Source organism: Arcticibacter sp. (assembly GCF_045629565.1).
In the GTDB taxonomy this organism is placed as follows: domain Bacteria; phylum Bacteroidota; class Bacteroidia; order Sphingobacteriales; family Sphingobacteriaceae; genus Arcticibacter.
On record NZ_JAZQRL010000100.1, the window covers coordinates 151,712 to 168,647 of the forward strand.

Sequence of the window (16,936 nt, forward strand, 5' to 3'; positions counted from 1 at the left end):
ATGCTACAAGGAACTTTATTTCAATTCGAAAACGATACACCATGGCAGGATCTGGGAAATGGTATTCACAGACAGATCTACGGCTACGATGATAAAATCATGCTGGTAAAGGCAAAATTTGATAAAGGAGCGGTTGGCCAGCTTCATGAGCATTATCATTCGCAGGTTACTTATGTTGATAGCGGGGTATTTGAGATGACGATTGGTGACCAGAAGAAGACCGTTAGAAAGGGCGACGGATACTATATTCCACCAAATGAAGTACATGGCTGTGTCTGTCTTGAACCCGGTGTGCTGATAGATGTATTCAGTCCGCACCGTGAAGATTTTCTATAAACCAAATTTTCTTAACCAATTAAAGCAAGAATATGAAAAGGATATTAGGCCTATGCGCATTGATGTTTCTGGGAATTTCATCCAGGGCGCAGGATGCTGTTACCTATAAGAAAGTACAATACCCTGCTGGATACACCGAGCAACTCAACGTCGTATATACAAAGGTGAATGGCTGGGAAGGAAAGTTGGATTTATATCTACCATCTAAAGACAAGGGTCCAGCTCCCTTGCTGATTAATATACACGGAGGTGGGTGGAATAAAGGGAGTAAGGAATCTCAGACGGGCTTCAGTAGTTTCTTTAAAAAGGGATATGCTGTGGCTAATATCGCGTACCGCCTGGTTCAAGTGGCACCGGCACCTGCTGCCGTTGAAGATGCCCGGTGTGCGCTAATCTATCTGATTAAAAACTCAAAACAGCATAACATCGATCCTGACAAGATCGTCGTTATGGGCGGATCTGCCGGAGGACATCTTGCGCTGATGGCCGGATTACTAGAGAATGATCATCAGTTCGATCAGAATTGCAGAGGGTTTGAAGATGTCAAGGTTGCCGCTATCATCGATAAATATGGTGTGGCCAATGTTTGGCAGTGGGCTTACGGGCCATACAAAACGAGTAAATCTGCTACATGGTGGCTGGGCGAGAAAGCGAAAGATGAGGCTTTTGTTAAATCTGTTAGTCCAATAAACCATGTAAAGAAAACAAGTCCGCCTACCTTTATCGTTCATGGTAATGCGGACCCTATTGTCCCTTACGAACAGTCAATCGCACTGCATAAGAAGTTTGTTGAAGCTGGCGTGAGAACCGAATTCATTACTGTAGAAGGTGGCCAGCATGGAAAGTTTCCTGCCGATAAAAATTCGGAAGTAAATGCGGGTATTATGGCATTCCTTAAAAGCCTAGGCATTCATAAATAACCTTAACAGATATGAAGGTTCACGGTTTAAGATGGTATATTATTCTTCTTATAGGTTTTGCGACGGTCATCAATTATATCGACCGGAGTGCAATTAATATAATGTGGCCATACATTTATCAGGAGTTCGGGATCAGTGACGTAGACAACAAGAGTACCCTTGCACTCATCACAACTTTCTTTATGCTTGCCTATGCTATCGGGCAGACGTCAACGGGAAAACTGATGGATGGTATCGGGACCCGTCTGGGTATGGCCGTCTCTATTGCCGGCTGGAGTATTTCCATCGCCTTACACGCATTGGCCAGATCAATATTCGCTTTTAGTATTTTTCGGTTTTTGCTTGGCTTCTTTGAAGCAGGAAACTGGCCTGGCGCCACTAAGAGTAATGCAGAGTGGTTTCCAGCAAAGGAGCGAGCCATTGCTCAGGGTATATTCGGAGCAGGAGCATCTCTGGGTTCAGTAGTCTCAGCTCCAATTATTGCTATCCTTTACATGGCCATCGGATGGAAGGCGACATTTTTCGTAATTGGCGGTCTCGGTATTATATGGTTGATTCCATGGCTTCTTGTCAATAAATCGACACCCGATAAACATCCATGGATTACCAGAGAAGAGCAGGAGCATATACTGTCGGACAGTATAGCAAAAGAAATCGACCATGACGTGAAGCCCTTGAGCTGGAAAGAGTTGCTTTCTTACAGGAGTACCTGGGGGATCGTATTAGGACGCTTCTTTATTGATCCTGTATGGTGGCTTTTTGTCACCTGGCTACCCACATTTTTAAAAGAGCAATTTTTGTTCGACATCAAACAGATCGGTGCGTTTACCTGGGTACCGTATTTATTTGCGGCCATTGGAAGTTTAGCCGGAGGATTCTATTCGTCAAGGCTAATCAGGCAGGGTGTAAAACCCGAAATTGCCCGCAAAAGGGCAATTACTACCGGTTCCGTATTAATGCTTATAGGGTTGCTTGCTATACTGTTTTGGCTGAGCGAGCTGAAAGACAACCCTTATCTGGCTATGGGTCTGATCGGGCTTACGCTATTTGGTTTTCAGTTTCTTATCGGAAACCTGCAAACTCTTCCGAGTGATTATTTCGACGGTAAGAATGTGGGTACTGTGGCAGGTATGGGCGGCACTGCAGCTGTAGTTGGTACTTTATTCACAACATGGTCTGTGCCGATCATTACACAAACCAGTTATGTCTCCTTTTTCGTGCTTGGAGCGGTACTGGTTCCGCTGGCATGGCTGTCAGTAAAATTCATTAGTTCAAAAATTATCAAATAAAATATATCATGCGTTTAAAAAACAAAGTTGCCGTTGTTACAGGCGGTGCGAGAGACCTAGGAAGAGCTATTTCATGCCAATTAGCCCGCGAGGGAGCAAAAGTGGTAATCAATTACTTCGATGATGAGCAGAAAGCTCATGAAACAGCCGAGCTGATTAGAGCCGAGAACGGTGAGTGCATCATTGCTTATGGAGACATGACAAAAGCTGCAGACGCCGATCAGTTGGTTAAGAAAACGATTGAAGCGTTTGGTGAGGAGATCCATATACTCGTTAATGTTGCAGGCGGCCTTGTCGGTAGAAAAAAGCTTGTAGAGATGGAGGAATCCTTTTTTGACTTTCTGGTTGATCTAAATTTTAAGTCGGTGTTCCTTGTCTCCAGAGCAGTAGTGCCTTATATGCGGGAGGGGGCTACTTTGATCAATTTTTCTTCACTTGCCGCAAGGGATGGCGGGGGGCCTGGAGCCAGCGTTTACGCCGCGGCAAAGGGCGCTGTGATGACTTATACCCGATCTCTGGCGAAGGAACTGGGACCACAGGGTATCAGAGTGAACTCATTGGCTCCGGGGGTGATTTCAACCACTTTTCACGATGTACACAGTACGCCGCAGATACGTCAGAATATTTGTAATGCCACCGCATTAAGGAGAGAGGGGACAGCCGGGGAAGTTGCCGATCTGGTTGCGTATCTGGCTTCTAGTGAGTCGAGCTTCCTGACCGGAACAAATATCGATATCAACGGGGGACTTGCGTTTTCCTAAACTACATTTCCCGGTATAATATGCCGGGATTAGTTAACCAATTTCGAGGTCTAACCAGCCTCACTAACCGATTAGCATGAATAGGGCATCATGCTGAAACCACTAAATTAAATGAAATGATCGAATCAATATCCTTTTCCTTTCGCAGAACTGGAAAGTCCCTGCTATTATTCGGATTCACGTTGCTCTGGAGTTTAAACATCTTTAGCTCGTCAGTAAACGAGACCGGAGAGGCAGCGGGTCAAACATTAACAGTTACAGGTACCGTAACCGACTTCAAAGGAGAACCACTTCCCGGCGTAAGTATCCTGGTGAAAGGTACCAGAAATGGTGTTGTAAGCAACGGTAGCGGCCAGTATAGCATCAATAACGTCCCGGGAAATGGTACATTGGTATTCAGCTTTCTGGGATTTAAGACGAGGGAAATCCCTGTTAATCGTCGCAAAAAAATTGACGCTTCTCTGGACGACGATGCGAAATCATTGGATGAAGTTGTCGTAATAGGCTATGGTGCCGTAAAAAAGTCGCATATCACAGGGTCTGTAACTAAGCTTCAGAATGAGAACCTTGATGAGATTCCTGCATCACGTTTGGATAATGCTCTTGTGGGTAAACTTGCAGGGGTCACAATTCAAAATGTCGATCCTGAGGCAGGCGGGACTCCGCAGATCAGGGTGAGAGGCTTAAATTCAATCAGTGCGAATTCAGAACCGCTGGTAGTGGTAGATGGCTACCCGGTTCCTGACGGGCTGGCTTTTGTAAACTCACAGGATGTAGCATCTATAGAAGTTCTTAAAGATGCTGCATCCGCCGCAATATATGGATCAAGGGGAGCAAACGGTGTAATTCTCGTCACTACCAAAAGAGGTCAATCTGATAAGCCCAAATATTCCATCAAGGCCTATACAGGTATCAAAGAGGCTTATGAGTTGAGCCCCTATATGACATTCACGGCGTATACAGAAATGATGTATGCAGAAGCTGCGTTAAGGGCGAACGACCCAACAGTGCCTGCGAACCGCCGCAACCTGATCAATGCTACAGAGCAGGCATCTTACATTATTGAAAATCAAATAAACGGTGAGAGTACAGACTGGCAGAAAGAGGGATTGCAAAATGCGGGCATCTATAACATTCAATTCGGTGTGTCAGGTGGTAAGAAGGACTTGCGGTATTACATCTCCAGTAATATGCAAAAAGATGAGGGCATCATGAAGTTCAGCGAGAATAACCGATTTAATGTAAAGGCAAAAATCGATGGAAATCTCGGAAAAAAGGTTAGTTTCAGTCTAAACTTCAATCCCTCATATACGGATTTGAAGCGTCCTGCAGTAAATTATACAGATTACTACCGCTTTGCTTCTTTTATACCGGTATATCATAATGAGTTCACTGCAGCTTTTGTCAACCAAAACCCGCAATGGGCAGGGATCAGGGCAGGTGATTTTGCGCAGCCCCGTCACTTTAGCAACTTAAATTACAAAGGCACCATGCCTGATGGTTCTCTTTTCGAGGAGAATAATGTGATTCCCTGGTCTTCATCAAACAACACCCCTGTATCAATTGCGTCACGGGAAAGCAGAGCTTCAGAGACATACAGGATGCTAGGAGGCGGTGATCTTTCCGTTAATCTGCTTCCGAATCTGGTTTTTAAGACTTCGCTTGGCGGGTATGTGACTTACCAGGAAAATAACACATTTGTGCAAAGTAATTCCAGAGGCGACGGGCAAATTAACGAAGCCACGGTTGCTACTCGCAAGTTGATTGATTATCTATGGGAGAATACGCTTAATTACAATGTTAAGAAAGGCGAGCACAGTTTTTCAGGACTATTAGGATATACGGCTCAAAAGACGAGTACCACCCAGTCGAATATGGTTGGCTATAACTTTCCTACAGAGGAGTTCGAGACACTTAATCAGGCGGCGCAGATTGATCAAAGCCTGACTTATACCTTGAAGGAGCCGGTTGGCCTTATTTCGTACCTGGGAAGGATTACATATGATTACAAGGGTAAGTATCTGCTTTCAACCAGTTTGCGTACAGACGGGAGCACATATTTCAACAAAGGTCACCAGTATGGTTGGTTTCCGTCTGTATCCGCCGGCTGGAGGATCAAAGATGAGGCTTTCCTTAAAAAGTCTGAATGGATAAGTGATTTAAAGCTTCGTTTGAGTTATGGTGCTACAGGGAATAATCGCATTCAAAGTTTTGCGTACCAAAACCTGTTGTATCCTGGAAATTATTCCTTTGGATCAGGAAATGGAACTGTTAACCAGGGCTTGGCACCGAATAGTGACGTCTTAGCTAATCCGGCCATTACATGGGAACGCACTTTCGAGTACAATGCCGGCATAGATGCAGGTTTTAACCATAACCGCCTATCTCTCTCTGTTGATTTCTACGATAAAGTTACTGATCAGTTGTTGTTTAAAGAATCAACCATGTCCTTCAGCGGCTCATTTGAGTTCTGGAACAATGCAGGGCGAGTGCGTAACAGAGGTATTGAAATTGATTTAAATTCGATCAATATCGCTAGTAAAAAGTTTGAATGGAAGACAGCTTTAAACCTTTCAGCCAACAAGAATAAACTGCTCAGTTTGGGGGGCGAATCTTACCAGTACAACTACGGAGAAAGAAACGAAGTCTATGCAGCTATCGTAGGTAAGCCAGCTATTCAATACTTTGGTTATAAAACGGATGGTGTGTGGACGTCTCAGACCCAGATTGATGAGGCAAAGGCCAACGGACTTACTACAAATTTATCCCGGTATTTCTCTACGGGGGGACTAAAATTTGTAGATGTCAATGGTGACGACATCATAAATGAAGCAGACCGGACATCACTGGGTACTCCATTTCCGGACTTTACCTGGGGGCTGACCAATTCGTTTAAATTGAAAAACTTTGATCTTAATATTCTCTTCCAGGGGGTGCAGGGAGCCAAGGTGATAAATGGAGATGCGAACTACAACGAGAACAAACGCTATAATATCAATTTTACCAGGAATCGCTGGCTAAGTGCCGCTAATCCTGGAGATGGCAAGACACCCTATTATACAAATGGTGAGAACTGGATGCTTACAGACTATGTTATTGAAAATGCATCATATGCCTCTATCAGAAATGTCATCCTCGGATATACTTTACCTAGAAGTTTAACAGCCAAAACAGGTCTGCGTGGGCTGAGAGTATATGGGTCGATCGACAATCTGCTTTACCTAACCGGCGACTCTTATCGGGGTATCAATCCTGAAGCACTCACGACCAGCAATCAGTATAGTTCCCCACTTGTAACTGGCTACCAGCGAGGTGCTTTTCCCATCAGCCGGACATTCACTTTTGGTGTTGACCTAAACTTTTAATCATGGTCAAAGCAGCTTATTATCATTTAAAAACGATCGCAATGAAACCATATTACTATTTAATAGCAGGCGCCTTTCTGATTTTCGGACTAAGCTCATGCCAGAAAATTATCGACGTTGAGCCTATATCAAATGAAGGCGTTGATAATTTTTATCGCAACTATAACGAAGTAAATGCAGCACTGACGGGAGCGTATAACGGACTTCAGGCTCCTTTGCTCAATGAGTGGAGGATGACTGATCTGCGTACCGATAATGTTAAAGTAAACGTGATCAACAGTTCATCATCAGAAAATGTACTACTTCTCCATATGGATACTTATGAGCTCAATTCTACTCATGCACATGTGTACAACTATTGGATAAGCGTATATAAGAATATCCGCAGCATTAATTATGTGTTGGAGAATCTGGGTGTAAGCTATGCAAAGGGTCAGCTTGAGTTCGGAGAAAGAGTCGCAAGCATGACTGAAGAGCAGAGAGACCAACTATCAGGTGAAGCTCTATTCTTAAGGGCATACCACTATTTTAACTTGGTTAGGCTATATGGAGGTGTGTTTCTGATCACTGACCCCGTTGATCCAAAGATTGCTAAGCAAGTTAATCGTTCTTCAGTTCAGGATTGCTACGCACTCATCATTGCTGACCTAAAGGCTGCGGAAAGCCGCCTTCCCAGGATCAAATATGAACAAATAAGTAATGCCAATCAGGGAAGGGCGACAACTTGGGCTGCGAAAGGGTTACTTGCAAAAGTTTTTTTGACGCTTGGCAGAAATGGTGAAGCGTTGCCACTATTGGATGATATTATTCAAAACAGTGGCTATGGGTTGGAAAATTCTTACGCCAGTGTATTTTCAATCAACAATGAAATGAATAAAGAGATCCTATTTTCGGTGCGCTATAAGTCTGGTGGACTAGGTTTAGGAAATTATATGGCGAACTATTTTGCACCCTTGAACAGTGGGAATGCGGTAGTTAATGGTGATGGAATGGGACATAACTATCCTACTACCAGCCTGTCCCAGGCCTACAGAACATCCGCGCCGGGGGCTGTCGATCAGCGTAAAGCAGTAAATATAGGCGCCTATAACGCTTTATTGTATTCCAAAAAGTTTATTTCTGCGGTATTGATAGAAAACGATGCTGAGAATGACTTTCCCGTACTGCGGTATGCCGACATTCTGTTAATGAAAGCCGAAGCTTTAGGCTTCGACGGACCGGATGGTTTGGCGATGAGCTTAATTAATCAGGTAAGGCAGCGCGCAGGAGGAATTCCCTATTCTTCGGGCGATTTCAATACAGGTTTATATCTGTATCCGACATCAGGAGCAGATACGCACGCTATTACGAGTTCTGAAGCTTTTCTCAATGCCTTGCTCGAAGAGCGACGTCTAGAACTGGCTTTCGAAAACCAACGGTTCTTTGATCTGGTCAGGACCGGAAAGGCAATTGAGGTCATTCGGAATTATTATGCTGAGGAATTTGAATCTCACTATAAGCGTTATACGCTTACTCTAGAGGAACTACAAGCTAAAGCAACGCCTGAACGCCTTCTGCTACCTATACCTCAGAGAGAGATAGACACCAATGAGGAAATTTTAATCATTCAGAATCAGGGTTACTAACCGTTAGAAAGATCAGTATGACTAACTTAATTAAAAAAATCGCAGGTATGGTTCTGCTCGTGTTATTCATAATGTCTTCCTGTAAGGAAGACGATGAAACGCGATTGGATGATGCTATTACGGCAAAGGACTTCGTTTATAATCTTGCAACTAAGAAGATGAGTCCGGATAATGAACTGAACGGATCAATTCAATCTCAAGCGGGTATAAAACTTGTTTACTACTACCTTTTGCGCCACAACGCGAGTCCTGTGCTTGTTCACACGGACGAGCCGGTTGCAGAAAAGCAATATGACTATGATTTCAAGGTGCCAAATTCTGCATTTTCAGATCAGGATATGGCAATGGTGAAAGGAGTTAAAATAATGATCAGACACCTGGATAATAGCTCATCTGAGGGCTTGGTTAACGTTGTGCCTTTTACTCCTGCCAGACCAGCCATGTCAGGCTTTCCAGAAACCCTTACACCGGAGATGGACGGAACAGCAAACCCGATATCCGGAACTATTATCGCGGAAAGCGGCATTGAAAAAATCGATGTGTACGACGACAGGACAGCGCTTGGTAATTTCGAATTGTTGGAAAGTATCACAGGATTGGACGGCGTCGGTGAGTACAGGCTGGATTATTCCTACGTTTTTGCCAAGCGTGCCAATCAAGTAAAAATTGTCGTTACTGATGGCGTAGGAGTTACAGCTGAAAGCATTGTAAATTTGAACGTGGTTTACCCCACAATCACATACAGTGACGTCTTTATGACGGCCCATTCGACTGGAACGAATACTATCTTCATCTCAGAGAGTGGTACGACTCTTGGTAACTGCAGCTTGAATGCCAGCGAGTCGAATATGGCGTTTCTGTACTATGGGACGGGAACAGGACCGTCGTTTTATAGTCCTACAAATACGACGAATGTGGCGAAGAATTTTAAGTGCGATGGGGTGAGCTGGGAGATTTCTAACCCGGCTGCATTAAAGGCCACTCGGTTCAGGGTTCTGGTGAAAGGTTCATCTGGGGATGTTGATGAAGTGTACAGTCTGGTTGAAAATAATGGAATAGACATTCTTGACGACAGTTTCTTTGCAGATAGGAATATAGCGGCCCCTACGGGAAGCTCAGCCAGATTCGACGCTGCATCAGCTGCTAGTGCTACCATATTTAACCTAACTAATGCAAATCTGATCTATGTGAGGATACCTGATGCAGCAGGGTCTACAACATATAAAAACGCCTTAATCAAGGTAAAAGAAGCTAGTTCAACGACAGGTACGTCAACCATCAAATTTGACATCATCGTTCAGAAGTGATTTCGTGTCATAAGAAGGAGAGTAACGCACTCTTCTTCTTTTAAATAAAGAAAAGATGAGATTAATAATAGTTCTGATATATTCGCTTTTTACACAAATTGTCAGTGCCGAGACAATAGTGGTCAACAATGCAGATGAACTCAATGCGAGAATTACTAAAGCTATGCCTGGTGATATCATTCTTCTGGCAAGTGGTGAATGGAAGGACTCTAAGATCGTGCTTGAAGGTCGCGGCACAGCAAAGAAATCTATAATTGTTACAGCCCAGAAGGCTGGCTCGGTTATACTTTCAGGAAACTCCTCCTTGCACCTGTCAGGGGAGTTTATCACAGTTAAAGATCTTCACTTTAAAAATGGGTTTGCAAACGGTAGCGAGGTCATTGCGTTTCGCACTTCTACTAAAAAACTGGCCAGCAATTGTCGGATAACGGGTGTTGTCATTGAAAATTTCAGTAAGCCCGATCGTTTAAGTAACGATAATTGGGTAGTCTTATGGGGTAAAAATAATAGAGTAGATCATTGCACATTTATAAACAAGCTTAATATTGGACCAACGCTGATTGTTGAGCTTACTGACGAAAGAAGTCAGGAGAACTACCATTCTATTGATAGTAACTATTTTAAGGGAAGGCAGCGGCTGGGATCCAATGGCGGAGAATCCATAAGGATAGGAGTCTCTAAAAACTCATTGAGTGCCTCCAGAACATCCATAAAGTTTAATGTCTTCGAAAAGTGTAACGGTGAGGTTGAGGTTGTATCGGTGAAATCGGGCGACAACCATATTGCTTTTAATACATTTATAGAATGCGAAGGTGGCTTGGTCTTACGTCATGGCAACAACAATACCGTCGAAGGTAACTTATTCCTGGGAAACAATAAACCGTTCACCGCTGGAGTCCGGGTTATCAATGCAAATCAAAAAGTATATAACAATGTTTTTAAAGACCTTAAGGGGGAGGACTTCAGATCCGCTCTTGCCGTCATGAACGGTGTGCCAAATTCCCTGATCAACCGTTATCATCAGGTTAAGAATGCCGATATCCACCACAATACCTTTATTAATTGCAGTAATATTGAATTTGGGGTAGGGAAAGATGCAGAACGAACCGATCCACCAATAGATGTAAGCTTTAGAAATAACCTTTTGGTCGATATACAAGATCCAGTCTTTATAAACAAAAATGGTTATGGCGTAACTTTCTCCTACAATATTATTTTTAATAGCCCGATTTTCTCAAATGTTCCGAAAGGCTTCTCCCCGGGCAAAACCAGCCTGAAACAAGTTAGGGGAGTATTGCTTCCAAAAGCGGTGTCAGGAATCGGAGCAAATATTGATAAACTACCTCTGATAAGCCCACTGCACACTGGTGCTTCCTGGCTTACATCCCCCGGCTCTTCCCATATTCGCAAAAATACGAGAACCTTCTTATCTCGAAAAGACGCAGCTAGTTTCCAGAAGTTGCTCGATGAGGCGATAGATGGAGATAGTATTGTACTTACCGAAACAGGCGATTATAATGTCGAAAGTGAACTAAAAATTAATCGTAAAGTAACTATTGTTGGCTGGGGTTCGCGGGAGAAGAAACCGGTATTGGTAAATCGGACGAGTTTCCCATTGCCATCTTTTTTTTGCTTGGAGAACGGAGGCGAACTCTTAATCCGTGATGTAGAATTCAATGGCTCGATTGACGGCTATGCCGATGTTAAGGCTGGAATACGCTCAACTAGCGGCCCCATGAACCGGCCCTATAAGCTCACTATTGATGGGTGCAAATTCTATAATTTCAATGAGAGCACATTTAGTGCATTCAAAGCGAGCAAAGGAACGTATGCAGATGAACTGATTGTAAGAAATTGCTTATTTAGGAACATCTCCGGCAACGCGATAGATCTTTCCGCTGAAAAAGATGATAAAGGAAGATATAATGCAGAATACGTCACAATTGAAAATTGCTTGTTCACAAACGTGTTGGGTTCTGCGTTGAACCTCTATAGAGGAGGAAATGATGAGAGTACCACTGGTCCGTTTTTAAAAATTGACCATTGTACGTTTCATGAAGTAGACAATAGGGAGCAGGGATTTGTGCTCCGTTTGCCGGGGGTTCAGAAAGCCAGTATCACTAATTGTATTTTCAGCTTGAGCGGTCAGGGGGGAAGATCGATATATTTCCAGGAATACAAACGAGATAAATTAGTAGTTGACCATTGTAATTTTTTTAAGTCCGGTAAAGTCGAGTCTTTCCAAAACAGTGTAATGGGGATTAATATTTTCTCAGAAGATCCTAATTTCTTGAATCCCGCCGGCGGAATCTTTAGACTTGCTTCAAGCTCTGTTCTACAGAATAAGTCAAGCTCCGCAGGGCCTCTTGGCTCAAACCTATAAACAGCTGATGCTGATCATCTCAAAACTATATTATGATAAAATCTCGCTTTATGCTCGGTCTCTTTCTTTGTCCGCTTATTGCCTTAAGCTGTTCCAAGGCCGGGCGTCCCGACCTCGTTGCAACAGATAAGCCTGCAGATTCCTTACCAATTATTCAATACCCGTCTAATGTATTACAGCTAAAAAATTGGAAACTTACTTTACCCGTTGACACCGAACATAACGGCAGTCCCGACGAAATTAAACAGCCTGAGCTCGAGTCGTACTCCAGCCAGTACTTTTATCTCAACCCCGCTAAAGATGCGGTTGTCTTTAAAGCTTTTACCGGCGGGGAGACAACAAAAGGATCAAACTATCCGCGAACCGAACTTAGAGAGATGTCAGCAGATGGCAAGCAGCCGGCCAGTTGGTCCTCCGTCTCCGGCCGGCATATACTTTATATTGACCAGAAAGTAACTCACCTTCCTGATGTAAGAAAACATATTGTGATAGGGCAAATTCACGATGCCAGTAGATACACAATATTCTTTCGTTTGGAAGATTCGAAGCTTATAATATCAGTAAATAAAGGCGAGAGGATTATCCTTGACGCAAATTATGTATTGGGAACGCGCTTTAACGTCATGTTCGATGTCGCTAATGGGAAAACAAAATGTTTTTATAACGGGAATCTGGTGTACGTACACGAGGAGATATTTGAAGGGGCATACTTCAAAGCAGGAGCATACGTCCAGTCATCCTGTAAGGGCGATAAAAAAGTGGTGGGGGAACCCTGTGATTCCTACGGATCGGTGGAGATATTTGAGACTTGGGTTAAGCATGAATAGGTACCCTATGCTGTCTTCCTGCAAAGCGTACTCAACAATTGATCTTTGACGTCAGCCCCTAAAACTTCACAAACGATTGATTGGATCAAACTGGAATATGTATTTTAGTGACAAGGTTCATGCATATTAACAGTGTGCACCGGCACTAACCAACTATAAATGAAGAAGCTCTTATTCATTAGTATTCTGATGCTATCCGTCTTCGTTTCCAAATCAAGGGGACAAGAAATCTATAAGCCACTCGACGCCTCCGATCCAATAACTTTTGGAGGAGAGTATATCGTTTACAAGGGGCAGAAGATCTTGCTTGGCCCTCATGCTTTCTTTATTGACGGACAGTTAACTTCCGCACAAGCGGCCAAGTATCCGTTCGTATATAACTCCATCAATGAAGCAGCTAAACATTTAACCGATGGAACGGAGAAATCGCCGATGACGCTTTACATTGCACCATATGTTTATTGGATTGACAATCCGGATGATCCCTCTGAGCGAGTTGGCAAGGAGGGAGAACCACCATATGGGTTGATTGTCAAATGTGAATGGCTGAGGTTTTACGGCCTCTCGCAAAAAGCAGAGAATATTGTGCTGGCGGCAAACCGGGGTCAAACGATAGGTGCTAAGGGTAATTTTACTCTTTTCAAGTTTATAGGTCAGGGAACAAGTTCCGAAAACATCACGTTCGGTAACTACTGCAATATAGACCTTGAATTTCCGCTGAAGCGTGAACTAAACAGGAAGAAAAGAGCCTCGGCTATTGTTCAGGCACAGCTTATACACTGTAATGGTGACAAGATTGTCGCGCGTAATACGCATTTTGTTAGCAGACTTAATCTCTGTCCCTTCGTGGGGGGTAAGAGAATCCTTTTCGAAAGATGTCATTTTGAGTCTACAGACGATGCTCTAAGCGGAACAGGAGTTTACCTCAATTGTACATTTGAGTTTTACAGCTCCATGCCATTTTATAGAACCACAGGTACAGGCGCGGTATTCCTCAATTCCGATATTTCATCATACACCGTTGGTGACCAGTATTTTACTAAAGCAGATAATGGTCAGCTGGCACTCATCGACACCCGTTTCGTTTCGAAGACGTTATCATATATCGGATGGCAGGATGTTTCTCCACTCGAAATGCGTAATTACCAGTATAATGTTTCGCTGAATAGCAGCCCCGTGTTTGTCAGTAAAAAAAATCCCTCGTTTACAGTCGACCTTGCGAACAAGCGTCTTTTGGATGCGTATCGTTTTGAATATGAGGGTAAGGTGTTTTATAATACATATAACCTTTTGAGCGGCGACGATGATTGGGACCCCATGAATATGAAAGAGTTGACTGTGAAGGCAGAGAAAGGACGGAAGGGGAAATATACGGGCGTGCCCATCAAGCTATTGATTTCACCGGCGAAAGCTGAAGCTGAAACGGGCAAGGATTCGCTGAAGCTGACAGCCACGATGTATAGGTTTGGAAATGTTGAAGTCAGCGGAGAAAGGGTAAAATGGACAGTTGGCGAAGGCGACAGGTCTTTGCTGAAGCTGATGTTAAATGAGGACGGTTCTGAGTGTACGTTGATTCCGACCAATCACACAGATGAAACGAGACGCATAATTGTAACCGCACGAACGGCTTCTGGCCTGGAAGCGGCTAGCATTATACAGGTTACGCCTGCACAACTGGACCCACCTGCGTTTATTTCATCTCCCCAACTGAAGTTAAATGCTAGCGGGATTCTTTCTGCCGAGTATAAAACAGACACAAAGTATAAAGATCAATCGGTTGTAACATGGTACCGGTGCACTGATGACAAAGGCAGTAATCCTATTGAAGTTGCCGTATCCCGATTTAATACACCTTTGAAGGAATATGTACTTACATCCGGAGATATAGGTCATTATATTATGGCTTCCGTAGCACCCAGGCACCAGCGATCTCATTTAGGCGAAGGGATCAACGTTCTGACAAAAAAAGCTATCTCAAGCAAGGATATAAAAACTGACGCAAAGTTACTTGAAACCGATTTCAGGAACATGTCCACAAGAAACCAGCTCTTGATCAAGCCCGGTTTCTGGACGTTAAATAGCTTTCGATCGGATAACATAGACAAAACCAGAAGTGATAAGGATGCCTGGTATTATGGCGAGGGTAGCGGTGGATCTGCAGGGTACACAGGTCTCTTACAGAACCAGTTCGCCAGACTCTATTATACACCGACTGGGAAAGCGTTTGGTGATATGAAAATGACGCTGACTGTCGTACCCTTTAAAACCGCCGGTCAAGGTTTTAGTGTTGCCCCCCTATACATGGATTTTCTGATCAAGTTTGATGCACAAACGCTGACAGGATATGGTTTACGATTCATTCGGACAACCAAATATCATGATGCCGTTGATTGCTATTTTGTAAGATACGAAAATGGAAAGGCAAGCCGTATCAGCGAGCCTGTTTCCACTTCGGCTTTTAGGCCGGTATGCGAGATCACCCTGGAGGTAAAAGGAAACAGGCTTTTTGCACATGCCAAGGCTGAGGAAGGAAGTTCTTCTTCGCACGACGGCAATGTGGTCGCTGTGGCGAATATTGATGCAGAGGTAATGCCCGGCACCTTCGGAGGTTTTGGAATGGAGTATGCTGGCGGAGCGACTGTGCTGATAAAAAATATAAAGGTTGAATGGGATTAATGAAATAGATACTTATGAGTAAATTAGAGTAAAATCAGCCTACCGTATGCAGAAAGTAACAAAGGAATGGTTACAGTCCATTGAAGCTCTAAGGGACGTTCCGCAAGATCAGTTGCAATGGTGGATTGATAACAGTCGGCATTACGAGCTTGAAGAAGGTGATTTGTTACTTAAGCAAGGGACGCCGACAACCGGAACGCACGTCATAATTACCGGGAGAATACAATTGTATATAGCTCAGAAGGCGGGAATACAATACCTGTCACTGTTAGGCTCCGGAGATGTTTCTGGATATCTTCCGTTTTCGAGGGCGATTGTTAACATACTCGATGGCAGAGCATTGGAAAATACTCAGCTCATGACCTTTCCCGTCGAAAGAATGAATGACTTAATACACACGCAATTTGAACTTACGCAGGCGCTGGTTCATATCATGTCCACGAGAGTAAGAGACTCCACGATATTGCAGCAACAGAATGAAAAGATGATGGCTTTGGGTAAACTGTCTGCTGGCTTGGCTCATGAGCTGAATAATCCAGCAGCCGCTATTGTAAGAGGATCGGCTTCATTATCTAAACATCTCAAGCTAAAATCAGCTAAGTTTAAAGAAATAAGCACGATGAGGATGAGTGAGCAAACCATTGAACAGGTAAATGCAAAGATGCTAGAAGTGCTTGCAAGGGAGCAGAAACAGGTATTTACTATGATGCAGCGCGCTGACTTGGAAAGTGATTTCATGGATTGTCTGGATAGCCATGGCGTGGCAAACAGTCAGGAAATTTCGGAAAGCTTCGTGGAGTATGGGTTTACCTGTGACGATATGGAAGAACTATCAGCGATAATTCCGGTACAGTATTTATCGCCCGTACTTAACTGGATTAGCGACAGTCTGGTTATAGAACGCATGGTGAGGGATATACAGGATGCAAGCCAAAGAATTGAAAAGCTCGTGGGTGCAATAAAGAACTTTACGCACATGGACCGCGGCAGGCACAAGGAATACGCAGATATCCATAGCGGGATTCAAAATACGCTCACTATGCTCGCATACAAGCTTAATAAAGGCAATGTGGAATTGCTGGAAGATTATGACACCTCCTTACCCAGGATTAAAGTCTTCGTTGGCGAAATGAATCAGGTATGGACTAATATCATTGATAATGCCCTTGATGCAATGGAGTTCAATAAGCGTGGCAGGTTGGAAATAAAAACCAAAAGAGACGGTAATTTTATCGAGGTTACGATCTCTGACGATGGTCATGGTATTCCTGAGGAGTTAAAGAGCAGGATATTTGAGCCGTTTTTTACTACCAGAGAAATCGGGAAGGGTACGGGGTTAGGGCTGGATGTTGTTTCAAGAATAACAAGGCAACATGGTGGTTCTCTCCAAGTTGATTCTGTTCCCGGACGTACTGCTTTTGTGCTTTGTTTCCCAATAAATGATTAA

Annotated in this window: 11 protein-coding genes; all 11 read left to right on the plus strand. The window is 43.6% G+C overall.

Going from position 1 to position 16,936, the window contains the following annotated elements; translation table 11 throughout:
• The 11 genes from ACKI5J_RS12600 (at position 1) to ACKI5J_RS12650 (ending at position 16,936) form a co-directional block, all read left to right on the plus strand.
• Positions 1-336 (plus strand): cupin domain-containing protein, encoded by a 336-nt coding sequence (locus ACKI5J_RS12600; protein ID WP_407429827.1) that lies wholly within the window; start codon positions 1-3, stop codon positions 334-336.
• Positions 337-368: 32 nt separating this feature from the next.
• The gene (locus tag ACKI5J_RS12605) at positions 369-1,256 is read left to right on the plus strand and encodes an alpha/beta hydrolase fold domain-containing protein (protein ID WP_407429828.1); all 888 of its coding nucleotides are present in this window, start codon (positions 369-371) and stop codon (positions 1,254-1,256) included.
• 11 nt (positions 1,257-1,267) lie between these two features.
• Complete coding sequence (locus ACKI5J_RS12610) at positions 1,268-2,545, plus strand: MFS transporter (RefSeq protein ID WP_407429829.1); 1,278 nt, start codon at positions 1,268-1,270, stop codon at positions 2,543-2,545.
• A gap of 8 nt (positions 2,546-2,553) precedes the next feature.
• A complete protein-coding gene (locus ACKI5J_RS12615; RefSeq protein WP_407429830.1) occupies positions 2,554-3,306 on the plus strand; it encodes an SDR family NAD(P)-dependent oxidoreductase in 753 nt (250 codons plus the stop codon).
• 116 nt (positions 3,307-3,422) lie between these two features.
• Positions 3,423-6,671 (plus strand): SusC/RagA family TonB-linked outer membrane protein, encoded by a 3,249-nt coding sequence (locus ACKI5J_RS12620; protein ID WP_407429831.1) that lies wholly within the window; start codon positions 3,423-3,425, stop codon positions 6,669-6,671.
• Between the two features lie 41 nt (positions 6,672-6,712).
• Complete coding sequence (locus ACKI5J_RS12625) at positions 6,713-8,296, plus strand: RagB/SusD family nutrient uptake outer membrane protein (RefSeq protein WP_407429832.1); 1,584 nt, start codon at positions 6,713-6,715, stop codon at positions 8,294-8,296.
• A 17-nt stretch (positions 8,297-8,313) separates the two neighbouring features.
• Positions 8,314-9,603, plus strand: coding sequence for a hypothetical protein (locus tag ACKI5J_RS12630; protein ID WP_407429833.1), 1,290 nt, complete (start codon positions 8,314-8,316; stop codon positions 9,601-9,603).
• Between the two features lie 55 nt (positions 9,604-9,658).
• Entirely contained in the window at positions 9,659-11,986 is a 2,328-nt protein-coding gene (locus tag ACKI5J_RS12635) for a polysaccharide lyase 6 family protein (RefSeq protein ID WP_407429834.1), read from the plus strand.
• Between the two features lie 32 nt (positions 11,987-12,018).
• The gene (locus ACKI5J_RS12640) at positions 12,019-12,813 is read left to right on the plus strand and encodes a polysaccharide lyase family 7 protein (RefSeq protein WP_407429835.1); all 795 of its coding nucleotides are present in this window, start codon (positions 12,019-12,021) and stop codon (positions 12,811-12,813) included.
• Positions 12,814-12,972: 159 nt separating this feature from the next.
• On the plus strand, positions 12,973-15,489 hold the full coding sequence (locus ACKI5J_RS12645; protein WP_407429836.1) for a hypothetical protein: 2,517 nt from the start codon (positions 12,973-12,975) through the stop codon (positions 15,487-15,489).
• A gap of 46 nt (positions 15,490-15,535) precedes the next feature.
• Positions 15,536-16,936 (plus strand): sensor histidine kinase, encoded by a 1,401-nt coding sequence (locus tag ACKI5J_RS12650; protein WP_407429837.1) that lies wholly within the window; start codon positions 15,536-15,538, stop codon positions 16,934-16,936.